We start from the raw sequence: 22,069 nt of genomic DNA on the forward strand, positions 1-22,069 counted from the left end.
GTGACCACATGTTATCCGTACAAAATGTCCATAAAAAGATGGGAAAAGCAACGGTATTGACAAATGTCAGCTTTGACGTCGTTCCAGGAGAAATTTTCGGATTCCTCGGACCGAACGGTGCCGGGAAGACGACAACTATTCGAATCATCACAGGCCTCATGCCTGCGACGCACGGGACCGTGACAGTCGATGGGTATGACGTGGCGAACAACCGCCAAGAAGCGCTCAGCCGAATCGGGGCCATCGTCGAGAATCCTGCATTCTATCCGTACATGACGGGCCGGGAAAACTTGATTCATGCGATGAACTTGATTCCGAACTTGAAAAAAGTCGACTTGAATGCACTCGGTGCCCTCGTCGGACTCGACGGAAAGCTCGATATGAAAGTCAAACAGTACTCACTCGGGATGAAACAGCGCCTCGGGATTGCCCGTGCCTTGTTGCATAACCCAAAAGTGCTCATCTTAGATGAGCCGACGAACGGTCTTGACCCAGCTGGGATCGCCGACCTTCGGAATTACTTACGCCACCTTGCGGACCACCGCGGAATCGCCATCCTTATCTCGAGCCATTTATTGAGCGAGATGGAATTGATCACCGACCGTTTCGCAATCATTGACCAAGGACAAATCAAGTCAGTGGAAGACGGACAGACGAAGGCTGACAGCGTCATCCTCTGTAAAGTTGCCAAGGAGCAGATGAACGAGGCACTTGACGTCGCAGCACTCGCCTTCGATGATGTGAAAATCGTCCAGCAGTCTGCCGAGTCGTTTATCGTACCGCGTCAAGAGACAGACATTCCGGTCTTACTGAAACAATTAATCGAGCGCGATATCGCCGTCTATCAGATTGGCATGAAACACGAGTCGCTCGAAGAACAATTCTTGAAATTGACGAAAAAAGAAGGAGGTACGAACAATGCGTTCATTACTCAGCAATGAATGGATGAAATGGCGTCGTACGATTAAACCATACGTCGCCCTAGGCGTGTATACGGCAATCATCCTCATCGTATACGCTGTATTGGCCAGTGGTGAAGGGACACCAGAAGCGGCATCGTTCTTTGAATTTTCAACGATGGGTGCCATCGCTTTCTTGAGTATCTTTACGATTGTCTTTACGGCAGAGATGGTCGGGAACGAATTGAAATTTGATACGTTGAAACACCTGTTGATGAGCCCGTACTCTCGCGACCGCATCTTATTGTCGAAGCTCGTCATGGCCGTCCTCGTCATGTTGCTTCAATTCATTTTCATCTTAGTCGTCGCGTTCGGGTTCTCACTCACGTTAGATGGCTCTGTCACATGGGATGTCGTCCGTCCGATCCTCATCAGTGTGAGCGGACCGATCTTCATCATCTTCTTGACGCTCATGTTCTCGGTCGTCTTCAAGTCGGTCGGCGTCGTCATCGGTTTCACGGTACTCGCAAACTTCGCCTCAAGTATCATCGGCGGTCTTCTTGTCGCTTGGAAACCTGAGCTTGCGAAATGGATTGTCTTCTTGCATACAGACCTTTCAATCTATGACGTCAACCCAGAGTTTATGAAAGCGATGGACGCTACGATGGGCTTCTCGATTTTCTATGTCGCCCTTCATATCATCGCCTTCTATCTCATCACGGCATTTATGTTCCGCAGTAAAACGTTTGCAGAATAAACAATCAAACCCTTTTGATTCCGTAAAATCAAAAGGGTTTTTTCTTACGCATTTCGATTTGTGTGACGCTTCTCCCTCACCTTTGTCACACAACCTCAACATTCTGTCAAAAGTCTCCCAACTGTATGCGATATGATGAAGGTGACAGCATTTAAGAAGGATGTGATATTATGGCTCTCACAATCGGATTAGCATTGCTCGTTTGTTTGATTGCACTCATATTCACCATCATGGTCGGGCTCGGGAAAGACCGCTCCTCGTACAGTCAAAAGAAGAGTTGGTCGATGGTTTCTTGGCTCTACATCATCTTGCTCCCTGTCTCGTTTATCGGGCTAGGACTTCTCTACTATTTCATTACGAAATAACGCAAAAATCACGACGCCAGAAAATAGGCGTCGTGATTTTTTCATGCGATTAAGTCGCTCCAAATTTTGATGGTACTCGCTAAGATGAGTAGCGCTAAAATCCATTGGAGTGCTTTCGTATTCATATTCTTCCCGACATTCGCCCCGATTGGAGCGGCAATCAGGCTCGCGATAATCATAATGATGGCCGGACCCCAGACAATTTGATCGGTGATGATTTTACCGAACGTCGAGCCAATCGACGAGATGAAGGTGATGGCGAGGGAACTCGCAATCGCCATCTTCGTCGGGATGCGTAAGACGACAAGCATGATCGGCATGAGAATGAAGGCTCCCGCTGCCCCGACGATTCCTGCCGCAATTCCCACGACGAATGCTGAACTTGCTGCAATCACTTTGTTGAACTGTACTTGATCAAGCGGCATGTCGTCCACTTTCGGCTTCGGCAAGAACATCATGATGGTGGCAATCGTTGCGAGTACGGCATAGACGACATTGATCATCGTTTCCGAAAGAATCGTCGATCCGTATCCACCGATGAAGCTACCAATTAATACCGACACCCCCATGTAAAGAATCAACTGCTTGTTTAAGTATCCACCTTTACGATAGGCATAAATCCCACCGATTGTCGCAAAGAAGACTTGAATGGCACTAATTCCGGATACTTCGTGCGCGCTAAAAGCGGCAAACCCTAGAATCGGTGGAATGTATAACAACATCGGATACTTGATGATCGATCCACCAATCCCGACCATCCCTGAAATAAACGACCCGATAAATCCAATTAGAAAAATTGTAATGATAAACCCGAGCTCCATATAAACTCCTCCATTTGCTCTCGTATTCTCTACTTATTCAATCGATTCCCAAGCCATCATTCCGCCTGATATGTCATAGATTTCCGTATAGCCAGCAGCCTGTAATTGACTAGCCGCCTGGGCACTTCGGTTACCGCTTCGACAAATGACGTAGATTGGTTCGTCTTTCGGATACGACAGTTGGTTTGCATCTAATGAAGAAAGTGGTGCGTTCACTGCCCCTTCGATATGCCCCCCCTCGTATTCAGACGCTTCTCTTACGTCAAGAAGCGTTATTTCCTCGTTTTCCAATTTGTTTTGTAGAGTTTTAACGTCAATTTTCGTAATTTCATCCTTTCCTGATGTGATTACAAAGATAAAAATCGCCATTAAAACCAAAATCCCAACAAATAAGGAAATCCTCTTCATATTTTCCCCTCCAATTCTTTTCACTTGCGCTCATTATACCTTAGGGGGTATATTAAAGCCAACGAAACATTCTCGTTGCCAAAAACCTTAACCATGAAAAGGAGATCAAAGACTCATGAAGACGATTACGACTACTGAATTAGAAGCGTTACTTCAAGCTGACGACTCACTCAACCTCATCGATGTACGAGAGGTGGATGAATATGCTGGAGGTCACATCAAACAAGCGAAAAACGTACCACTTTCTGAATTCGGAGCAAAAGTCGATGAGCTCGATCGCTCTAAACCGATTCACGTCATTTGCGCAGCCGGTGGACGCAGCATGAACGCATCTGCTTATCTTGACTCACTCGGATTCGACGTCACGAACGTCGACGGTGGGATGATGAGCTGGCAAGGCGAAGTCGAATAAACGATTACTTTACTCATAGGGGGAAATTTATATGCTATTACGTTATTTTTATGATGAGAAACTAGCACAAGCTTCATATATGGTCGGTTGCCAAATGACGGGAGAAGCGATCGTCATCGATCCGGCCCGTAACATCGAGCCTTATCTTCAAGAAGCGACAAAAGAAGGCATGAACATCGTCGCAACGGCAGAGACGCATATCCATGCGGACTTTGTGTCCGGTTCACTCGAACTCGCGAAGCGCACAGGTTCGAAAGCCTATCTATCAGACGAAGGTGATGCTTCTTGGAAGTATGCATTCGCGAAAGAAATCGACGCACAACTCGTCAAAGAAGGCGACACGTTCAAGATCGGAAACGTGACACTCGAAGTCATGCACACACCTGGTCACACACCGGAACATATTTCGTTCCTTCTTTATGACCGCAACCAGACACAACCGATGGGGATCTTCACAGGAGACTTCGTCTTCGTCGGAGATATCGGTCGCCCTGACCTTCTCGAAGAAGCAGCCGGTGTGAAAGGAACGACGGCAATCGGTGCGGAACAAATGTTTGATTCACTCAAAAAATTCATGGCACTTCCTGACTTCGTTCAAGTCTGGCCAGGACACGGCGCAGGTAGTGCTTGCGGGAAAGCACTCGGTGCGATCCCAACATCGACGGTCGGTTACGAGAAAGCGACGAACTGGGCGCTTCAAATGACGGACAAAGATGCCTTCATCAAAGAATTGACGACGGATCAACCAGAACCGCCGAACTACTTCGCCATGATGAAGAAAGTAAACAAAGAAGGCATTCAAGTGACGACGGATATCGCTCGTCCTGAAGTCGTCGGGTCGGACCGGCTCGATACACTCGTCGAAGAGACACAGGTCGTCGATACACGTAAAGGTGAAGATTTCGCAAATGGTCACGTACCAGGGACAATCAACATCCCTTACAACAACAAGTTCGTCTCTTGGGCAGGCTGGCTCGTCAACTTCGACAAAGACATCACGGTTATCGCAAGTGCAGAAAACGTCGATCAAGTACAAACGGACCTCCAATCAATCGGTCTCGACCGTCTTCGCTTCATCGTCCCAGTCGAAGAACTCGATGCATCACTTTTGACGGAAACGTATACGGACGTGACGGCAGAAGAAGCGATTGAAGCTGCTGAAAAAGGTGACGTGTTCGTCCTCGACGTTCGAAACGCGACAGAATGGAACGCGAGCCATTACGAAAAGGCAGAACGTATCTTGCTCGGTAAGCTCGCACGTGACCACGAAGGTCTTCCGACAGACCAAACGATTGCGGTGCATTGTGCGTCAGGCGTCCGCTCACGCATGGCGGCAAGTGTCCTTCAATCGCTCGGCTACAAAGATATCCACAATATCCTCGGTGGCTACGGCGCGATGAAAACTGTCTTGAACGCTCAACAAATCAAGTAATGCTATACTGACTATGAATATGGCGCCCGCTTCGAGAGGGGCGCCTTTTGTTTAGGAGGGAAAGACGTGGTCGCCATCGGTCCACTCAACATTCGTTTCGATTTACTCATCTTTTTACTAAGCCTTGCCGTCCTTTACGGCATCTTCCGCTTTCTCGGGTTGTCGAGTAAACAGCGTGAAGCCGTCATCGGGACATGGTTCTATGGTTTTCTTGCCTGGAAAGGAAGTGCCATCGTCATCGGTCTGTTGACGACACGTGACCTATCGCTCGCTCTTTACGCCACAGGAGGCGTATGGTCTCAATGGATTGCAGCTGCTGTCGTCCTTTGGTTCGTCTATCGACTCGACCGGAACCTTTTAGGGTATTGGGTGCTGAGCGGACTCCTCATTTGGTTCGGAATGACACTCGCGGTTCCAGTATACGGGACGATTTTGAACCTTTCCGACCAGCCGATTCATCTATGGAGCGCCATGCTCATTTTTCTGCTACTCGGAACGACGTGGCGCTGGATGCATGAACCGACTCGTGGAAACATTCTTTGGACAGTATGCGGTGCATCCGGCATCTGGCTATTTAAGTCATATGCGGTCGGACAGATTCAATGGTGGATAATTGTCATCGCCCTCGTCCTCTTCGGATTGACGGTCTATCTCGCCCGCCCTTCAAAGAAAGTGATTCAAATTAGTGTCGGAGTCCTGGTCGTTCTCGCGGTCGTGAATGCTGTCCTGCCAGAGAAAGCGACACAATCTGTCACGACAGAGACGGCGTCAACCGGTTTGAACATCGGGCAAATTCCCCCTTCGTTCGAATTACAGCGAACCGATGGGAGTACATTCGACTTAACTTCACTACATGGTCAGCGCGTCGTCGTCAACTTTTGGGCGTCCTGGTGCCCGCCTTGTCGGGCGGAGATGCCGGATATGGCGGCGTTCGCGAAAGAGCGAGATGACGTGACCATCGTCGCCGTCAACACGACGACGAGTGAACGCGACCCCGCCGATGCCGTCTCGTTCGTCGAACCGTATGAAGACGCATTTACCGTCGTCTATGACCGTGACGGCCAAGTCGGAGATGCGTATCGGATTCAAGCGATGCCGACGACGTATGTGCTCGATGAATCGGGTGTGATCATCGCGAAGCAATTTGGTGCCATCGACAAGAATTGGCTCGACGCCCAATTGAATTGAACATGACAAAACCGCCGACAAAGAGTTGTCGGCGGTTTATCTTATTGCTTCAAATAGCCTTGTGCTTTCAAAAAGTCTTTGACGTCAAGACGTGTCGATTTCGACAACATGCGTCCCATTTGGCCAGTCCACGTGTCTTTACGCGGATTCGATCCCCGGACCATGTAGTAATCATGGATCAACGCGTCGTAATCCGAAAGTGACTGTTTGATCCGTTCTGGATTCGCCTCGTATGCGTTCTCATGGTAGATATGATGGAACGGTAGACGGGGCTTTTGATCTTCGACTGAAGCCGGTACACCGACGGCCATGCCAAAGAGCGGAATGACCCGTTCCGGCAATGCGAGCACTTCTTTCACCGCAAAGAGGTCGTTCCGAATGCCACCGATATAGCAGACTCCGAGCCCCATCGACTCTGCCGCCACTGCAGCATTTTGTGAGGCAAGTGCAGCGTCGATCACAGCGACAAGCAGTTTCTCATCGGTCTCAAGTGTTGCGGACACTTCTGTTTCTTGCAGTTCACCAATCACCTCATGGCGATGCAAATCCGCACAAAAGACGAAGAAGTGACCGTTCTCGACCACGTAATTCTGGTTGCCCGCAATCTCAGCGAGTCGTTTCTTTTTCGCTTCATCGGTCACCCCGATGATGGAGTAGGCCTGGATAAAGCTAGACGTCGATGCCCGTTGTGCGCTCTCGACGATGGTCTGGATTTGTTTGTCTGTCAATTTCTCGTCCGTAAAATCGCGGACGGAACGGTGGTTCAATAAGGTCTCAATCACTTCGTTCATACGTTCTTCCCCCTTTTTTTCAATCTTGGCATAAGCTATCTGAATCCACAAATGAGAGGAATCCATCGGGCACATTTTGAAGGGAGGACGCTCACATTTCGTTTTCTTATGCTATCATTATAAGCTACATAGTAAATACGATAGCGTAACTTCGAATAAGGAGCGATATAGATGAAAAGAATACCATTTTACATCCCATTCCTACTTGGGGTGCTATTCCTCTCAGGCTGCACGGATGCCGACGTGAGTGTCTCGACGTCGACGTCAACCGAAGAAACAGTTGAAAAGGAACCTGTACAAGAGGAACAAACCACCGAGCCCCCTAAATCTGAAGGCGATGTATTTGAAGGCTATACGAAGATCGAGGTCGATGGCGGCGATCAGTCCGGCACACGGGAGGCGAATGTCGTCGTCGATATCGGCTTTGGCGACCGAGAGTACTGGGCGTTCACGAACGAACACGGTCAACTGGTTCGCGTGATTGCTGATGAGATCATTCTTCAAAACGACGAGACCGAAGACGTCAATTCTTCAGGACGCTATTATGCAGACGAGGCGAAAGTTCCGGGTGTCGAAGACCCTAACCTCGACGAAGGCCATATCATCGCCGATTCACTTGGCGGTGTCTCGAACGCCTATAACATCACGCCACAAAACAGCGCACTCAACCGTTACGGCGACCAGGCATTCATGGAAGATGTCATCCGGAAGGCTGGCGGGGCGAAAGACTTCGAAGCCATCATCACCTATCCGAACACGACGACTCAGATTCCTTCCCGCTACCAATACACGTATACCGTACGGGGCAATACGGTCACCGATACGTATGATAACGTGGATCCGGAGGAAGTGAACGAATCGCTCGGATTGACGGATGATTCCCCTCCTGCAGTGACGACGGAACCAGTCGAGGAACGGGAATTATCCGATATCGACCTTGACGGAAACGGACAAGTGACAATCAAAGAAGCAAAGAACGCCGGATTCGAGATGCCGATCACGCGTGACCATTGGCTGTATCAATACATGGACGACCGAGACGGTGACGGGATGGTCGGGGAATAACTATGACGAACGAGACGTTTCTCCACGAGAGAGGCGTCTTTTCGCATAGAAAAAAACCGCGGTGTAAGACCGCGGTTACGTGTTTAGTTCGACATTTGATTCAAGAATGGTGCGAGATCGACATTCAACTCTTTCGAGAGACGCTCTCCGAGTTCACGGTCCGCACGATAGAAGTTGCAGATCAAGAGGAGAACGGTCTTCTCGTGACGAACTTCTTTGATATGCGCCACGAGGTTACGAACGAGCGCATCCTTCTCTTCCTGAGAATAGCGACGATACACCTCTCCGGCTTGTCCGAAGTCATTCGTCTTCTCAATCTTCTGACGACCCGTCACGCCTGTGATCGGTTGCGGCGTCTCGATATAGTCCGCATTCGGCTTCGGCGCGTCTTCGTAACGGTTCGGCTCGTAGTTGACCGGGCTCGTCTGTTGCTTGAACGGCATCGCCCCGTCACGCTGGTTGTTCGCGACTTGAGCGAACGGGCAGTTGATCGGGAGTTGGAGATAGTTCGGTCCGATGCGGTAACGTTGCGTATCCGAATACGAGAAGAGTCGTCCTTGGAGCATCTTGTCTTCCGACGGCTGAATCCCTGGAACGAGAACACCCGGGTTGAAGCCGACAGATTCAGTCTCGGCAAAGAAGTTGTCGACGTTCTTGTTGAGGGTCATCGTTCCGACCAATTGATACGGGATGACATCTTCGAACCAATCTTTTGTGGCATCGAGCGGGTCGAAGTCAAAGTTGTCCATGTCCGCTGGGTCGAGAATCTGTACATATAGATCCCATTCCGGATAGTCTCCATTTTCAATGGCGTTGAACAGATCACGTGTCGCATGGTTGAAGTCTTCTGCTTGGATTTTCGCCGCTTCTTCCATCGACAAGTTTTGAATCCCTTGCTTCGGTACCCAGCGCATCTTTATGTACACCGTGTTGCCGAATTCATTCACCCACTTGAAGGAATGGACGGATGACCCTCGCATGTGGCGATACGATGCTGGGATTCCCTCGTCACTGAAGAGATGCACGAGCATGTTCGTTGATTCCGGTGTGAGCGACATGAAGTCGAAGAAGCGGTCCGGGTCTTGAAGGTTCGTTTGTGGGTCCGGCTTGAGCGAGTGAATCACGTCCGGGAATTTAATCGCGTCACGGATGAAGAAGACCGGTAAGTTGTTTCCGACGAAATCATAGTTCCCTTCTTCCGTGTAAAACTTGACGGCGAAACCGCGTGGGTCACGAAGCGTCTCCGGTGAACCTAATCCGTGGATGACGGTCGAGAAGCGCGCAAACACAGGCGTCTCTTGCCCTTCTTCTTGCAAGAATGCGGCTTTCGTATAGCGTTTCATACTATTTTTTACAGTGAAGACACCATGCGCCCCTGCGCCTCTCGCGTGAACGACACGTTCTGGTACTCGTTCACGATCGAAATGCGCTAATTTCTCAATTAGTTGATAGTCTTCGAGAAGCGTCGGGCCCCGACGACCCGCAGTGATGGAGTTGGCGTTATCCCCGATTGGTACGCCTTGGTTAGTAGTTAGTTGACGGTGTTGATCCATATGATTGCCTCCCATTATTTATAATCATTACAATCTTGATATTAATCAAAGATTAGAATGATTACAAATAAAAAGCTCTTGAATCACGAACTTTTTTTCATATGTCTCTTTTGTTTGGATTTTTCACGTTGATGGAGCGTCACGACGAAAAATGCTGCCAAGATACCGCCTAGGGACCCCGCGATGATGTCGACCATCGTATCGTCATTCCCGTTCCCTTGCATCGTCGTGTTCAGGACGACGTCAGATGTGAATTCATACATCTCCCAAAGCGCCGCCCCAGCCATGGAAAAGACGACAATGTATACGAACAAAAATCGTTTCGGGATCTCGGTCCGAATGTCATCATCGAGCCTACTGAAGAAGTCGAATCCAAGGAATGCGAGAAAGATTCCGCTTAAGAGATGAAGGAACGTGTCCCACCATCCATTCCCGTATAGTCCGACAATCGATCCTAAATACTGGGAGGCAAACAAGAACAGGATATACGCCACCTTCATCTTGCCATCGAGTTCTGTTTTAAACGTCTTTTCAATGAAGAACGGGATGAGCCCAGAAATGATTCCGGCCCCCGCTACACTCGCATCGAACCATGATTCTTCAATGATTGATGTGATAAGTATGATCGCCATGAACAAGACGAATCCAAATTCGAGGATACGTCCTTTCGTGAGCTTCATGATGCTTCGCCTTCTTTCGTCTAGTTTGTTCTCTATATGCTCTATTCCCAACTCTGAATCGTGTTCAACCACACAATTGAATTTAGTTGGACTCTCTTGCTATTTACGAACATACGTTCTATAATTAATATTATGAATTCGAGGAGGAACTTGCTATGCCGATCAATCCGTATCTCAACTTTAATGGGAATTGTCGAGACGCCGTAACCTTTTATGCCGATGTGTTCAACCACGCCGTTCCAGACATTATGACGTTCGGTGATCAACCTGGTCCAGACGGTCAACCGGTGCCGAGTGAAATGGCCAATCTTGTGCTGCATACCCGACTCTCGGTTCACGGCTCATCGCTCATGTTTTCTGATGCGATGCCTGACGGACCGGTCACATTCGGGGACAATGTCACGCTCGCTGTCGTCACAGACGACCTCGAGGCCATCCATCGTGAGTTCGAGGCGCTCTCTGTGAACGGACGTGTCTTGATGCCGCTTCAAGAGACGTTTTGGAGCAAGGCGTACGGCATGCTCGAAGACCAGTTCGGCGTCCAGTGGCAGTTCAGCCACGAAGCATAACGACAAAAATCCCCGATTCGTCAGAATCGGGGATTTGCTTATTTTTGGGCAACGAAGAAGATGCGCTCGGCATCCGCTCCTGGTGCATGTTCGGTGAAATCAGAGGTGACCGATTTGACATGGAAACCGGCACCAATCAACCATTGCATGTACTGCCCTGGTTCATACGTCCGTTGTTCATGTGTCTCCTCAATTCGTTCATACGTCCCATCTTCAAGCGCGACGAAGAACGTTAAGTCATGAACGACCGACAGCGGGGCTTCTCCCGGGTCGGCAAACCAAATATATGAGCAATCTTCTCCGTTTGACGCATACGTCTTTTGGTTGAAGAGCGTCTGCATCTTGTTCGGAGCATGGACATCAAAGATGAACAAGCCGCCTGGTTTGAGTTGATTGTAGACAGATACAAACGTATCAATCACGTCCGCCTCGTCTCCCAAATAGCAAAGGGAATCGCAAAGAATCGTCACCGCATCGACCGGTTCCGGTAACTCCAACTCACGCATATCTTGTTCCCAAAGCGGCAACTCGATTTCGGCCTCGAGCGCCTTTTCTTGTGCGACTTCGAGCATCGACTCGGATAAGTCGATCCCCATGACATCGTAATGTTCAGCGAGGCGAATCGTCGCCGACCCGGTCCCGCACCCGACATCCGCGAGTGTCGCGCCATCTTGGACGTGACGACGCACGAAAGCGACCCACTCATCATACGGCGCGTCTTTCATCAACTCGTCGTATACATAGGCGAATCCTTCGTAAGCCATTAGCCGACTTCCACTTCGACGTGTGGCGCGTCAGCCCACAATTTCTCTAGGTTGTAGTAATCACGGTCATCACGATGGAAGATGTGGACGACGACGTTTTCAAGGTCAGCGAGGACCCAACGTGCCGTGTCCATTCCTTCGAACTTGTGGAGCGGTAAGCCGTTTTCGCCAGCAACGTCTTTGATTTCACGTGCGATCGCTTCGACTTGCTTCTCCGAGTTCCCGTGACAGATAACGAAGTAATCTGCGATTGGCGAAATCCCTTCCATGTCGAGTACAACGATTTCCTCGGCACGTTTATCGTCAGCCGCTTTAACAATCAATTCTAATTCTTCTCTTGCAGTCATATTGACCCTCCTAAGGTATATTCACAAAATCGTTATACGTTTCAATCGTCAGTGGAAAAATACGCACCGACTTCTTCAATAAAAATTCAATCGTTTGTTTCAGTGTCGCGACAACCGCCGCTTCGAGCGAACGCTCCACTTCTGCCCGCAACCGGTCGACGCCGGGATAATTCCGATTCGGTTCGATGGCATCCGCCACGAACAGAATTTGGTCGAGCCGAGACATCCCGGGCTCTCCCGTCGTATGATTCCGAATCGCCGAGAGCACCGCGTCATCCAGGTCGTATTGACGGGAAAGTAAAATCGCACCGACCGGCGCATGAAGTAGTTCGTCCCCGTACTCAAGTAGATTCGGGTCTAACCCTTCTTCCACGACGACTCGACGCATTTCTTCGACGTCAAAGTACTTCGCATAATCATGAAGCATGGCAGCAAGACGAGCCTGTTCGACCTCTTCACCGAATTGAACCGCCATGCGTTCCGCCGTCTCGACGACACCGAGCGTATGGATATAGCGTTTTTCTGGCAGCGTCTGTTTAATCAACTCGTGCGCTTCTTCAAACGTCATACAACTTATGCTCCTTCACATACTCCTCGACTGGCGTCGGGACAAGATATTTGATGGATTTGCCTCGTTTCGCCCGTTCCCGGATGTCCGTCGATGAAATCTCGAGTTGCGGCATGTCAATCGCGTGGACGTCTGCCTTCTCCGGAATCAAATAACGTGTCCCTGGCCGTGCGACCGCACCGAACGTGACAAGACGGATGAGCGTCTCATAGTCATACCAGGATTCGAGCGAAACGAGTGAATCGGCACCAATCAAAAAGTAGAATTCATCATTCGGATACTGTTCGATCAGCCGTTTCATCGTCTCGACCGTATAAGACGGCTCACTCCGTTCAAACTCAATCAAGTTCAACTTGAAGTCGGACTGATTTTGTATGGCGCGTCGCGTCATCTCGATTCGGTGGTCTGCCGAGCTGAACCCGACCTTATGAGGTGGAATCGCAGCCGGCAGGAACCACACCTCATCAAGTTCAAGCTGTTCACGCGCTTGTTCCGCGATTAACAGATGTCCGAGATGCGGCGGGTCGAACGTTCCGCCCATCAAGCCGATCCGGCTCATGGGAGTTTGATTTGGCGATTTTCTTTCTCGGTCGCCTCTTTGTACAAGACGATGACTTTTCCAATCACTTGAACGACTTCAGCCTGTGTGCCTTCAGCTAACTCACCAGCGACATCTTTAGGCGTGTCCATGCAGTTTTGAAGTACTTGAACTTTAATCAATTCACGTTTCTCGAGTGCGTCCGCGATATCTTTACACATCGCTTCGCTGACTCCATTTTTCCCAACTTGATAGATTGGTGAAAGATGGTGCGCTTCTGCGCGTAAAAAGCGTTTTTGTTTACCTGATAACATAGTATATTATTCCTCCAATAATCCTTCGATTAACTTTTTTCCAATGGTTTCGTCCGGTTTCACGCCCGTCCATTTCTCGAACGAGAGCGCGCCCTGCCAGACGAACATGGCTACACCTGTCACAACTTTGGCTCCGCGACGTTTCGCTTCTTGAAGCATCGGGGTGACAAGTGGACGATATATGATATCACAAACGACCGTGTTTTGTCGTAATCCTTCTAATGAAAGTGGTGTCGATCTCTCGTCCATCCCGACAGAAGTGGTCTGAATGATGACATCATATCGAGAGACGTCCATCTCATCAAACGTCGTGTAGACGACTCCGAACGTGTCGGCGAGCGCTTTTGCCCGTTCCACAGTTCGATTGACAATCGTCACGTCACGCGTCGGGAGAGCTTGGACAATCCCCCGAGCCGCTCCTCCGGCACCGACAATCAGGACACGCCCTGTAAAGTCTGTGTATGGCATCAGCGCTTGGACAAGACCTGCCCCGTCCGTATTCGTCCCGATAAGTCGCCCGTCTCGTTTATACACCGTATTGACGGCTCCAGCATGTTTCGCCGCTTCGTCAAGGTCATCGAGATACCGAACGACCACCTCTTTATAGGGAATCGTGACATTGAATCCATCCCAGTCCCCTTCTCGCATTGCCGCAAACAAGGCTGGGAGTTGATCTGGTGTGGCATCGATGGCCTCATAACGCCCGAAAAGCCCAGACGCCCTCAACCACTGCTCGTGCAGTTGGGGAGAGAGCGAATGAGCAATCGGGTGACCGATGACGGCCAGATTCATACGAGCGCCTCGCGAAGTGTGACTGCGACGCCTTTTGGAGCCCATGCTGCGATACGGCCACCTTTTCCGTGAATCGCGACCCAACCGAGACCACTGAACACGATATCCGTTTTCACGCCGTCCCGTAAGCTGAACTCATGACGGACGAGTGGCGGTAAGATTTCGAGTGTCTTCTCATTCGGCGGGTTGAGCATCTTCCCAATATGTTGGTCATAGAGCTCATCGGCACGTTCGAGTTTCGTACGGTGTGCTTTCAATTCATTCGACATATAAATGACGAACGATCGCTTATTTCCTTCAAGATAATCTAAACGTGCCAATCCGCCGAAATAGAGCGTCTGCTGCGGATTCAACTGGAACACGTGCGGCTTGATTTCTTTCTTCGGTGTGATCGTCTTCAAATCTTTCGCATCGACATAGTGTGCCATTTGATGACGGTTGATGATTCCTGGTGTGTCGTACAAGTTCGCATCATCGTCGAGCGGAATGTCGATCAAGTCAAGCGTCGTTCCCGGGAAATGACTGACGGTGATGATGGCTTCATCCTCTTCACCGAAACGTTTGATCACCTGGTTGATGAGTGTCGACTTCCCGACATTCGTACAACCGACGACAAAGACGTCTTTGCCTTTGCGGTAGTACTCAATCTTTTCAGCGAGTTCATCGATACCATGTCCTTTTTTCGCACTGATCAAATGAACGTCGATTGGGTTCAAGCCGAGTTCTTTTGCCTCTGCCTTCACCCAGTTCGCCATCCGGTTCGGGTTGACCGACTTCGGTAACAAGTCGACCTTGTTTCCGACTAACAGTACCGGGTTCGATCCGACTGAGCGTTGAAGACCCGGAAGCCAACTGCCATTGAAGTCGAAAATGTCGACGATTTTGATGACGAGTGCTTCTTTTGAACTGATACCATTCAAGATGCGCAAGAAGTCATCATCTGATAACTCCACATCTTGAACTTGGTTATAGTGCTTCAATTTGAAGCAACGTTGGCAAATGACAATCTCACGGTCAAGTGCCGATTTCGGTGCATAGCCGACCCCGTTCGGGTCTTCCGTTTGGATGGCTACGCCGCACCCAGCGCAATATCGTTTTGTTTCTTCCATAGTTATACTTACTGCCGTTCAGGTTTCCCCTTCTTCATTCACCGTAGCACCTCGCTGCTACTCCTGAAGCGTTAATTCCGACGCCTTGCTCGCCGTACATGGGCAGCCTCCTTCTTCCTGTGCGTTCGAGGTCTTATTCATCTTTTTTATGTGAATCTTCGGAACGTGGATGCATGGCCTCACCGATTTTTTCAGCGACCGCGACTTTTGCCCGTTGTGCGTCAACGGCAAGTTCTTCCACTTTTTTCGTGATCAATACATACTTCCCACGACGCTTCATATGGGCGAAGACCACTTTTTCGAGCATCCGGTTAAATTTCGTGACGAGTCCGTCCGTTTTGACGACCGGTTGCACATGAATGACATGAATGCCCGCCATGTTTGCCCCGAGAACGTCTGTGAACAGCTGGTCCCCTAAGAAGATGGCTTCCTTCGGCGAGTACCCATATTTCGAGAGTGCCGCTTTAAATCCAGATGGTAATGGTTTTCTAGCACGAGCGACATAATGAAGGCCGAGCGGCTCCGTAAATGTTCGTACACGATTCTCGTTATTATTTGATACGACAATCACATCGAAACCGTATGATTTCACTTTTTCAAGCCACATCAATAAAAGCTCTGGCGCATGTGGGACGTCCCACGCCACGAGTGTATTATCAAGGTCCGTCAAAATGACGCGCACCCCACGGTCTTTCAATTCTTGTAGGTCGATGTCAAACACAGACGCGACGAACTGTTTCGGATAAAGTCGATTAAACACGTAAAATTCCTCCAATTAGCTAAACGATTCAACTACTTATACAAGTATTGATATCCCTTCTATGGTAAACGAAAACCGACCAAACGACTAGTCTATCGTTCGGTCGGAAGAAAATTGACACAAAATTAGTTGGATTTGATTGTCCCGATGACTTCACCGAGTCGAACCGGACCGATCTTTTCACGGTCCATTTGAATCGTATCCTTCTCAAAACAAAGAACGACGGTCGAACCGAACGAGAAGTATCCCACCTCTTCTCCTTTGCCCGCCTGGTCTCCTTCGAGCGTCCACTCAATCGTGTTGACGTTCAAGGCACCGACCATGATATGTTCGTACGTTCCGGCTGGGCTGTCGAAGCGCGTCACACGACGGTAGTTGCGTGAGAGCGGTCGAACCGTCTCCGTCAATCCGATTTCATTCACCGGTGCCGAACGGTCCCCGAGCTCATAGTGACTGAGCACACGACCAGAGAGCGGTGTGTGGACGCGGTGATAATCGCGCGGACTGAGGTAGAGAACGACGACCGTCCCCCCTGCATAACGTCTTGCTTCTTGTTGAGAACCGAGTAACTCCGCAAGCGTATACGACTGACCTTTCACCTCGAAACGACTGTCTTCTGAAATCGATTCGATGATCGATAACTTTCCATCACACGGTGATACGAGGGTATCGGACGACTCATCAATCGTACGTGCTCCCGTCTTCAAGTGACGGGTAAAGAACGCATGCAATGATGGATAGGCAGCAAGCGGTTGCTCTGCCTCTTCTACCGCAATGTCATATACTTTTGCAAACGATGGAATCAAGTGACGACTCACATCTGATTCTGCGAAACGCTTGAGGCGTGTGGCGATCCAAGGCGAGGCGTTCAGCTCAAATAACGTTTGGTAGAAACGACGCTTCATTCCTCTTTGGCCTCCTCATTTTTAAAGAACGTCTCATATTGTTGTTCAGAGACCGCTCCTTCAATGCGACCGACCTCTTTTCCATCTTCAAATCGGATGATAGTCGGCGTACCTTCAATCCCATACGTCGTCCATACGTTATGGTCAGACAAGTTGATCGAGACCGCATCATATTCTTCGATAAGGGGTTCGACATAAGGCTTCACTTGCTCACAGTATTCGCAGCCCGTTTGCCAGAAGTAAGCGACGACTTCACCATCTTGGTCTAATTGTTGTTGCAATTCATCTGCTGTGACGGCGTTGACACCATCGTCAGTATTGTTTCCATTTAAAAAGTACAACAAACCGATTCCGATGACGATAATCGCACCGATAATGGCGAACGTGATAAAATTCGCGCGTTTTTCAGGGTTTTTCATATGTGTGATCCTCCTCTATGTTGGATAAAGAAAAAAGACTGACTCATGCACGAGTCAGTTTGATTGTAGACGGCTTACTTCTCTTGTGCAACGTCGCTGATTCCCATGTCTTGATTCAAGACATCGAGAATTGCAACGAAGATTGTGATGGCCACGCCAAATCCTGTCGCGAGCATCGCGTTGAACTCTACACCATCAACGGCAGAAATGATAAATACCGCTGTATTTGAGAGCACAATCGCCCAGATCAATGTCACTAAATAACGCATTGAACGTCCCCTCCATCTCACAGATGATTCGTAAAAATTCATACGACATTAGTATAGCATTGTTCGAATAGAATATGCGACTTCGATTGTATATTCTTTCCGTCAAATCGAAAAATGTGATACGGTCGTAGAAACATCATTGTGAAGAAAAGAGGATGACTGATGTCACGTTATTTAATCGCAGTCGATTTAGATGGAACGTTATTAAGAGATGATAAAACAATCAGCGAACGAAACCTCCGCGCTCTTCAAGCAGCGCGTGAAGCTGGTCATGAAGTCATGATCGCCACAGGGCGTCCAAAGCGCCATTCGATCATGTACTATGAGCAAATGGGATTGACGACGCCACTCGTCAACTTCAACGGTGCGCTCGTACATCACCCGAAAGATGCGAATTATGCGGTGACACACCGACCGATTCCGCTCAAGACCGCCCATGACATCATTGAAGAAGTAGCGGATACGAAGGCACACAATATCGTCGTCGAAGTGACGGACCACGTCTACTTCCAAAAAGACCCGCAAGAGTTCTATAGTCCATATGCAGAACGTGCGCTCAGCGTCACATCAGGTAACTTGTTGAAGCATTTGCAGGACGAGCCGACGTCCTTATTGATTCATGCGACAAAAGATCACGTCGCGCACGTCCGCACCCAACTCGACGACATTCATGCGGAGGCGGTATTGAACCGTCAGTGGCGTATGCCCGAACATATGATTGAAGTCATGAGCAAAAACACATCGAAGGCACTTGGGCTTCAAGAGGTCTCGAAGCACTTAAACATTGACCGGAAGCACATTATCGCGTTCGGTGACGAAGAGAACGACCTCGAGATGCTCGACTATGTCGGTACCGGTGTCGCGATGGGGAACGCCATCGACCAATTGAAGAATGTAGCCAACGAAGTGACGGCTTCAAATATGGATGACGGGATCGCCCTCTTCTTAGAAGAGCGACTTGGCATCAAGGCATAACGAAAGCACCGACTTAGAAAAGTCGGTGCTTTTTGTGATTCATTCATGTTTAGCGACGGAACGTCCCTTCGACGTCCTCTGTCGGTAAAATATTGATCCAAACCGATGGGTCTGCATCCTTACAGATGCGCGTGATCTCACGCACCTCGTGTCGTTGCGCGACCATCATGAGCGTCGCTTTCTCGACTTTCGAGTATGTCCCGATTGCCGGCATGAGCGTGATCCCGCGGAACACGTGTTGATGTAGTTCCTTTGTCACCTCGTCCGGGTGATTCGTCACGATGAAGAGCGTTTGACGCTGTGTATTCGTGTAAATCTCATCGATGACTTTTGACGTCACATACAAGAAGACGATCGTATAAAGCGCTGTCGGCCATCCGAACAAGGCACCTGCTGCGAGGGCAATCATCATGTTCATCAAGAAGAGATAGACCCCAACCGAGTTGTTCGTAAACTTCGCGAGAATCAGCGCAACGATGTCAAAGCCACCCGTCGAGGCTCCATACCGAATCGTGATCCCCGAGCCGATTGCCAAGAGCACACCGCCAAATACAGCGTTCAAAAGTGGATCGTCCGAGAGAAGCTGCGATTGCGGAAGCAAACGAATGAACAACGTGACCGAGGCGACACTGACCAGCGTATGGATCATCATGTTCCGCCCGAGCATAAAATAACTGACGACGAGCAGTGGTGCGTTCAGAATAAAGAACCAGAGTCCTTCCCCTAATTCAAGCGGTGTACCCTCTAACAATTTCGTCAAGATTTGGGCAAGACCCGTAAATCCTGTCGAATAGACGCCAGCTGGAATTAAAAATAATGTCATGGATAAGGCAACGAACAATCCTCCGATGATCGAGACAACCCCGATTCGTGTATGTTCTTTAACGGCTTCCGTCAAGCTTCAACTCCCCTTTCTCAAAATAGCTAAGAATCAAGATAACATAGATTATTCATGCTGCATACAGCAAATATGCAGGAAATCCGATAAGTTTTTCACACAAAAACAAGCCGACCGAGGTCGGCTTGTTCGTATGAAACGATTGGTCACGCTTTCACTGTCTCGATTGTAATCGATTCATTCGCAGGAACCGTTACCGCATTTCCATACACATGGATGGTCACGTCTGTACCACCTGTTTGCTTGATTGTCACTTGTTCACGTGATGATGTGACCGTCAAGTGATGGCCGCGCCAGAGCATATTGAACGAGTAACCGTTCCAATCCTTCGGAGTCATCGGGCTGAACGAGAGGTTATCCTCTTGAATGCGCATTCCAGCGAACCCATGAACGATGGACATCCACGAACCGACCATCGACGTGATGTGCAATCCGTCTTCCGTGTCATTGTTATAGTTGTCGAGGTCAAGGCGCGCCGAACGTTGGTACAATTCGACCGCTTTGTCTTCATAACCGACTTCTGCCGCAATGATCGAGTAGACACATGGTGACAAGCTCGATTCGTGAACCGTGCGTGGCTCGTAGAAGTCAAAGTTTGCACGTTTCTGTTCGACCGTGAAGCGGTCACCGAACGTATAGAGTCCTTGGAGGACGTCAGCTTGTTTGATAAAGTTCGAACGAAGGATGCGATCCCATGACCAGTTTTGGTTGAGTGGAAGATGTTTCGGATCGAGGTCTTTCACCAAAATCTGCTCTTTATCCATGAATCCGTCCTGTTGCATGAAGACATCTGGAACGAGATCATCTTTTGGATAATACATCTTCGTTTGGATGTCCGCCCACTTCGCAAGTTCAGCGTCCGTGATGCCGAGTGTCGACACGAGCTCTTCGAGACGTGCAGGTTCTGCTTCTTTCAAGTAGTTGTACACTTCCTGCGTATATTCGAGCGTCCATGCGGCGATCAAGTTCGTATACCAGTTGTTGTTGACGTTGTTGTCATATTCGTTCGGACCTGTGACGCCTAGGATCATATACACGTCTTTGTGCGGGACAAAGTTGACGCGGCTAGCCCAGTAACGCGAGATCTCGACCAATACTTCCAATCCGTATTGTCCAAGGTACGACTTGTCGCCTGTGAAGTTCGTATAGTTGAAGATAGCATGGGCAATCGCACCGTTACGGTGAATCTCTTCATGCGTGATTTCCCACTCGTTGTGGCACTCTTCCCCGTTCATCGTGACCATCGGATAAAGCGCGCCTTCCATACCGACATTCTTCACAGCATTCTCTTTTGCCTGTGGCAGTTGATTGTGACGGTATTTGAGCAAGTTCCATGAGACTTCTGGTTTGGCTGTCGCCAAATAGAAGTGGAGGCAGTAGGCTTCAGTATCCCAATACGTCGCACCGCCGTACTTCTCACCTGTGAATCCTTTTGGACCGATGTTAAGACGTGAATCTTCACCTGTATATGTTTGATACATGTTGAAGATGTTGAAACGGATTCCTTGTTGTGCCTCGATGTCTCCATCGATGCGAACATCCGCATCTTCCCAGCGTGCGAGCCATGCTTCCGTCTGTTCAGCGAGAAGTGTCTCAAATCCTTTTTCAAACGCCGCTTCGACACGTGTCATCCCAGCTGACTGCAATGCTTCAACCTCGTGGTCGCGGTTCGTGACGACCGACACATACTTGTAGGCTGTCGCTGTCTCACCGGCCGTTACGTTGACCGTGAATTTATTGGCAACAAACAAATCTGTCGCTTCAAGCACTTCACAACGAGCACCTTCGACGTCCGCAATCATCGATGCCGTGACATGCCAGTCGAGTTTCTTCGTCTTCGTCGTAACGAAAGCGAAACGCTCTTCCACACCACGGTCGACCGGAAGCCAGAACTTCTCATCGTAGTTCGAGTCTTCGTTGACGACATCGCCATCTAAATATGGAGTGAACTCAATTTTTGCTTCGTAGTTGACTGGTGTGACGTTGTAACGGATTGCCAAGACTTCTTTATCCACGATCGAGAAGAAGCGGACGACTTCCACTTTCGTCTCTTCTGTCCCGTTCATCAAGGTGAACGTCCGTGTGAGGACACCACGCTGCATGTCGAGCTCGCGAGTGAAATCTTTCACTTCCCATTTTGCCAAGTCGACCGGTGTACCATTGATGACCACGCGGAGACCGATGACGTTTGTCGCATTCAACACTTTGGCAAAGTATTCAGGGTATCCGTTCTTCCACCAACCGACACGTGTTTTGTCCGGGTAGTAGACGCCCGCCACGTAGAATCCTTGGTGCGTATCATTCGAGTAATCTTCCTCAAAGTTTCCTCGCATCCCCATATGCCCGTTCCCGAGCGATGTGATGGATTCTGCAAGACGGTTCTCTTTCGGGTGAAGACCTTCCTCTGTTACTTTCCATTCATCGACTGCAAACAATCGTTTCATCTGTCTGCCACTCCTTTTTTCTCTACA

Annotated in this window: 27 protein-coding genes; 9 read left to right on the forward strand and 18 right to left on the reverse strand. The window is 49.3% G+C overall.

Translation table 11 applies throughout. The features are described from left to right. The first annotated feature begins 8 nt into the window (after positions 1 to 8). From KNO79_RS10020 to KNO79_RS10030, 3 genes are all read left to right on the forward strand, one after another. A complete protein-coding gene (locus tag KNO79_RS10020; RefSeq protein ID WP_074037619.1) occupies positions 9 to 941 on the forward strand; it encodes an ABC transporter ATP-binding protein in 933 nt (310 codons plus the stop codon). Then, entirely contained in the window at positions 919 to 1,656 is a 738-nt protein-coding gene (locus KNO79_RS10025; protein WP_031421269.1) for an ABC transporter permease, read from the forward strand. The genes KNO79_RS10020 and KNO79_RS10025 overlap by 23 nt, the downstream gene beginning before the upstream one ends. 170 nt (positions 1,657 to 1,826) lie before the next feature. Further along, positions 1,827 to 2,021, forward strand: coding sequence for a hypothetical protein (locus KNO79_RS10030; RefSeq protein ID WP_214691205.1), 195 nt, complete (start codon positions 1,827 to 1,829; stop codon positions 2,019 to 2,021). A gap of 41 nt (positions 2,022 to 2,062) precedes the next feature. Here the strand turns inward: KNO79_RS10030 and KNO79_RS10035 are convergent, their stop codons facing one another. Continuing rightward, positions 2,063 to 2,842: a sulfite exporter TauE/SafE family protein gene (locus KNO79_RS10035; RefSeq protein WP_214691206.1), complete on the reverse strand. Its 780-nt coding sequence runs from the start codon at positions 2,840 to 2,842 to the stop codon at positions 2,063 to 2,065. 33 nt (positions 2,843 to 2,875) lie between these two features. Beyond that, complete coding sequence (locus KNO79_RS10040) at positions 2,876 to 3,250, reverse strand: rhodanese-like domain-containing protein (protein ID WP_251125222.1); 375 nt, start codon at positions 3,248 to 3,250, stop codon at positions 2,876 to 2,878. Positions 3,251 to 3,365: 115 nt separating this feature from the next. On the opposite strand from KNO79_RS10040, the gene KNO79_RS10045 reads away from it, so the two are divergent. From KNO79_RS10045 to KNO79_RS15710, 3 genes are all read left to right on the forward strand, one after another. After that, entirely contained in the window at positions 3,366 to 3,662 is a 297-nt protein-coding gene (locus KNO79_RS10045; RefSeq protein WP_015881009.1) for a rhodanese-like domain-containing protein, read from the forward strand. A gap of 31 nt (positions 3,663 to 3,693) precedes the next feature. Continuing rightward, positions 3,694 to 5,094 carry an MBL fold metallo-hydrolase gene (locus KNO79_RS10050; protein WP_214691207.1) on the forward strand — a complete coding sequence of 467 codons (1,401 nt, stop codon included), beginning with the start codon at positions 3,694 to 3,696 and terminating at the stop codon, positions 5,092 to 5,094. A gap of 66 nt (positions 5,095 to 5,160) precedes the next feature. Beyond that, on the forward strand, positions 5,161 to 6,282 hold the full coding sequence (locus KNO79_RS15710) for a TlpA family protein disulfide reductase (protein WP_214691208.1): 1,122 nt from the start codon (positions 5,161 to 5,163) through the stop codon (positions 6,280 to 6,282). A 41-nt stretch (positions 6,283 to 6,323) separates the two neighbouring features. Here KNO79_RS15710 and nfsA read toward each other — a convergent pair whose 3' ends face one another. Then, positions 6,324 to 7,073: an oxygen-insensitive NADPH nitroreductase gene (nfsA, locus tag KNO79_RS10060; protein ID WP_159561910.1), complete on the reverse strand. Its 750-nt coding sequence runs from the start codon at positions 7,071 to 7,073 to the stop codon at positions 6,324 to 6,326. 171 nt (positions 7,074 to 7,244) lie between these two features. Here nfsA and KNO79_RS10065 point away from each other — a divergent pair, with 171 nt between their 5' ends. Next, positions 7,245 to 8,138, forward strand: coding sequence for a DNA/RNA non-specific endonuclease (locus KNO79_RS10065; RefSeq protein WP_214691209.1), 894 nt, complete (start codon positions 7,245 to 7,247; stop codon positions 8,136 to 8,138). An 83-nt stretch (positions 8,139 to 8,221) separates the two neighbouring features. Here the strand turns inward: KNO79_RS10065 and KNO79_RS10070 are convergent, their stop codons facing one another. Beyond that, positions 8,222 to 9,691, reverse strand: a complete 1,470-nt coding sequence (locus KNO79_RS10070) for a catalase (RefSeq protein ID WP_031421259.1) — start codon at positions 9,689 to 9,691, stop codon at positions 8,222 to 8,224. A gap of 83 nt (positions 9,692 to 9,774) precedes the next feature. Beyond that, positions 9,775 to 10,371, reverse strand: a complete 597-nt coding sequence (locus KNO79_RS10075; protein WP_074037627.1) for a DUF2238 domain-containing protein — start codon at positions 10,369 to 10,371, stop codon at positions 9,775 to 9,777. A gap of 155 nt (positions 10,372 to 10,526) precedes the next feature. Between KNO79_RS10075 and KNO79_RS10080 the strand changes: the two genes are divergently transcribed. After that, positions 10,527 to 10,940, forward strand: a complete 414-nt coding sequence (locus KNO79_RS10080; protein ID WP_214691210.1) for a VOC family protein — start codon at positions 10,527 to 10,529, stop codon at positions 10,938 to 10,940. A 38-nt stretch (positions 10,941 to 10,978) separates the two neighbouring features. On the opposite strand, the gene KNO79_RS10085 is transcribed toward KNO79_RS10080, so the two are convergent. From KNO79_RS10085 to KNO79_RS10135, 11 genes are all read right to left on the reverse strand, one after another. Continuing rightward, entirely contained in the window at positions 10,979 to 11,704 is a 726-nt protein-coding gene (locus KNO79_RS10085; protein ID WP_214691211.1) for a class I SAM-dependent DNA methyltransferase, read from the reverse strand. Further along, a complete protein-coding gene (rsfS, locus tag KNO79_RS10090) occupies positions 11,704 to 12,051 on the reverse strand; it encodes a ribosome silencing factor (RefSeq protein ID WP_015881000.1) in 348 nt (115 codons plus the stop codon). Before rsfS ends, KNO79_RS10085 begins: the two co-directional genes overlap by 1 nt. A 10-nt stretch (positions 12,052 to 12,061) precedes the next feature. Then, positions 12,062 to 12,619 (reverse strand): bis(5'-nucleosyl)-tetraphosphatase (symmetrical) YqeK, encoded by a 558-nt coding sequence (gene yqeK, locus KNO79_RS10095; RefSeq protein WP_214691212.1) that lies wholly within the window; start codon positions 12,617 to 12,619, stop codon positions 12,062 to 12,064. After that, positions 12,609 to 13,178: a nicotinate-nucleotide adenylyltransferase gene (locus tag KNO79_RS10100; protein WP_074037631.1), complete on the reverse strand. Its 570-nt coding sequence runs from the start codon at positions 13,176 to 13,178 to the stop codon at positions 12,609 to 12,611. Before KNO79_RS10100 ends, yqeK begins: the two co-directional genes overlap by 11 nt. Continuing rightward, on the reverse strand, positions 13,175 to 13,471 hold the full coding sequence (gene yhbY, locus KNO79_RS10105; RefSeq protein WP_015880997.1) for a ribosome assembly RNA-binding protein YhbY: 297 nt from the start codon (positions 13,469 to 13,471) through the stop codon (positions 13,175 to 13,177). Before yhbY ends, KNO79_RS10100 begins: the two co-directional genes overlap by 4 nt. A 6-nt stretch (positions 13,472 to 13,477) precedes the next feature. After that, a complete protein-coding gene (gene aroE, locus KNO79_RS10110) occupies positions 13,478 to 14,263 on the reverse strand; it encodes a shikimate dehydrogenase (protein WP_214691213.1) in 786 nt (261 codons plus the stop codon). Further along, positions 14,260 to 15,372: a ribosome biogenesis GTPase YqeH gene (gene yqeH / locus KNO79_RS10115; protein WP_214691214.1), complete on the reverse strand. Its 1,113-nt coding sequence runs from the start codon at positions 15,370 to 15,372 to the stop codon at positions 14,260 to 14,262. Before yqeH ends, aroE begins: the two co-directional genes overlap by 4 nt. A 133-nt stretch (positions 15,373 to 15,505) precedes the next feature. After that, complete coding sequence (locus tag KNO79_RS10120) at positions 15,506 to 16,132, reverse strand: YqeG family HAD IIIA-type phosphatase (RefSeq protein WP_015880994.1); 627 nt, start codon at positions 16,130 to 16,132, stop codon at positions 15,506 to 15,508. Between the two features lie 125 nt (positions 16,133 to 16,257). After that, complete coding sequence (locus KNO79_RS10125; protein ID WP_214691215.1) at positions 16,258 to 17,037, reverse strand: phosphatidylserine decarboxylase; 780 nt, start codon at positions 17,035 to 17,037, stop codon at positions 16,258 to 16,260. Further along, a complete protein-coding gene (locus KNO79_RS10130) occupies positions 17,034 to 17,456 on the reverse strand; it encodes a thioredoxin family protein (protein WP_159561902.1) in 423 nt (140 codons plus the stop codon). Before KNO79_RS10130 ends, KNO79_RS10125 begins: the two co-directional genes overlap by 4 nt. Positions 17,457 to 17,530: 74 nt before the next feature. Continuing rightward, positions 17,531 to 17,725: a YjzD family protein gene (locus KNO79_RS10135; RefSeq protein ID WP_015880991.1), complete on the reverse strand. Its 195-nt coding sequence runs from the start codon at positions 17,723 to 17,725 to the stop codon at positions 17,531 to 17,533. Between the two features lie 162 nt (positions 17,726 to 17,887). Here KNO79_RS10135 and KNO79_RS10140 point away from each other — a divergent pair, with 162 nt between their 5' ends. Further along, positions 17,888 to 18,700, forward strand: coding sequence for a Cof-type HAD-IIB family hydrolase (locus KNO79_RS10140; protein WP_074037635.1), 813 nt, complete (start codon positions 17,888 to 17,890; stop codon positions 18,698 to 18,700). A gap of 49 nt (positions 18,701 to 18,749) precedes the next feature. Here KNO79_RS10140 and KNO79_RS10145 read toward each other — a convergent pair whose 3' ends face one another. Both KNO79_RS10145 and KNO79_RS10150 read right to left on the reverse strand, forming a co-directional pair. After that, a complete protein-coding gene (locus KNO79_RS10145; RefSeq protein WP_031421243.1) occupies positions 18,750 to 19,598 on the reverse strand; it encodes a YitT family protein in 849 nt (282 codons plus the stop codon). 146 nt (positions 19,599 to 19,744) lie between these two features. Further along, positions 19,745 to 22,042 carry a glycoside hydrolase family 65 protein gene (locus KNO79_RS10150; RefSeq protein ID WP_214691216.1) on the reverse strand — a complete coding sequence of 766 codons (2,298 nt, stop codon included), beginning with the start codon at positions 22,040 to 22,042 and terminating at the stop codon, positions 19,745 to 19,747. Positions 22,043 to 22,069 lie beyond the last annotated feature (27 nt).

The organism is Exiguobacterium sp. s43 (assembly GCF_018617255.1).
GTDB classification, from domain to species: domain Bacteria; phylum Bacillota; class Bacilli; order Exiguobacteriales; family Exiguobacteriaceae; genus Exiguobacterium; species Exiguobacterium profundum.

Bases quoted from the DNA above. Each gene is read 5' to 3' on its own strand.
- KNO79_RS10020 (WP_074037619.1), top strand. From the start codon at position 9: ATGTTATCCGTACAAAATGTCCATAAAAAGATGGGAAAAGCAACGGTA.
- KNO79_RS10025 (WP_031421269.1), top strand. From the start codon at position 919: ATGCGTTCATTACTCAGCAATGAATGGATGAAATGGCGTCGTACGATT.
- KNO79_RS10030 (WP_214691205.1), top strand. From the start codon at position 1,827: ATGGCTCTCACAATCGGATTAGCATTGCTCGTTTGTTTGATTGCACTC.
- KNO79_RS10035 (WP_214691206.1), bottom strand. From the start codon at position 2,842: ATGGAGCTCGGGTTTATCATTACAATTTTTCTAATTGGATTTATCGGG.
- KNO79_RS10040 (WP_251125222.1), bottom strand. From the start codon at position 3,250: ATGAAGAGGATTTCCTTATTTGTTGGGATTTTGGTTTTAATGGCGATT.
- KNO79_RS10045 (WP_015881009.1), top strand. From the start codon at position 3,366: ATGAAGACGATTACGACTACTGAATTAGAAGCGTTACTTCAAGCTGAC.
- KNO79_RS10050 (WP_214691207.1), top strand. From the start codon at position 3,694: ATGCTATTACGTTATTTTTATGATGAGAAACTAGCACAAGCTTCATAT.
- nfsA (WP_159561910.1), bottom strand. From the start codon at position 7,073: ATGAACGAAGTGATTGAGACCTTATTGAACCACCGTTCCGTCCGCGAT.
- KNO79_RS10065 (WP_214691209.1), top strand. From the start codon at position 7,245: ATGAAAAGAATACCATTTTACATCCCATTCCTACTTGGGGTGCTATTC.
- KNO79_RS10070 (WP_031421259.1), bottom strand. From the start codon at position 9,691: ATGGATCAACACCGTCAACTAACTACTAACCAAGGCGTACCAATCGGG.
- KNO79_RS10075 (WP_074037627.1), bottom strand. From the start codon at position 10,371: ATGAAGCTCACGAAAGGACGTATCCTCGAATTTGGATTCGTCTTGTTC.
- KNO79_RS10080 (WP_214691210.1), top strand. From the start codon at position 10,527: ATGCCGATCAATCCGTATCTCAACTTTAATGGGAATTGTCGAGACGCC.
- KNO79_RS10085 (WP_214691211.1), bottom strand. From the start codon at position 11,704: ATGGCTTACGAAGGATTCGCCTATGTATACGACGAGTTGATGAAAGAC.
- rsfS (WP_015881000.1), bottom strand. From the start codon at position 12,051: ATGACTGCAAGAGAAGAATTAGAATTGATTGTTAAAGCGGCTGACGAT.
- yqeK (WP_214691212.1), bottom strand. From the start codon at position 12,619: ATGACGTTTGAAGAAGCGCACGAGTTGATTAAACAGACGCTGCCAGAA.
- KNO79_RS10100 (WP_074037631.1), bottom strand. From the start codon at position 13,178: ATGAGCCGGATCGGCTTGATGGGCGGAACGTTCGACCCGCCGCATCTC.
- yhbY (WP_015880997.1), bottom strand. From the start codon at position 13,471: ATGTTATCAGGTAAACAAAAACGCTTTTTACGCGCAGAAGCGCACCAT.
- aroE (WP_214691213.1), bottom strand. From the start codon at position 14,263: ATGAATCTGGCCGTCATCGGTCACCCGATTGCTCATTCGCTCTCTCCC.
- yqeH (WP_214691214.1), bottom strand. From the start codon at position 15,372: ATGGAAGAAACAAAACGATATTGCGCTGGGTGCGGCGTAGCCATCCAA.
- KNO79_RS10125 (WP_214691215.1), bottom strand. From the start codon at position 17,037: ATGAAGCGTCGTTTCTACCAAACGTTATTTGAGCTGAACGCCTCGCCT.
- KNO79_RS10130 (WP_159561902.1), bottom strand. From the start codon at position 17,456: ATGAAAAACCCTGAAAAACGCGCGAATTTTATCACGTTCGCCATTATC.
- KNO79_RS10135 (WP_015880991.1), bottom strand. From the start codon at position 17,725: ATGCGTTATTTAGTGACATTGATCTGGGCGATTGTGCTCTCAAATACA.
- KNO79_RS10140 (WP_074037635.1), top strand. From the start codon at position 17,888: ATGTCACGTTATTTAATCGCAGTCGATTTAGATGGAACGTTATTAAGA.
- KNO79_RS10150 (WP_214691216.1), bottom strand. From the start codon at position 22,042: ATGAAACGATTGTTTGCAGTCGATGAATGGAAAGTAACAGAGGAAGGT.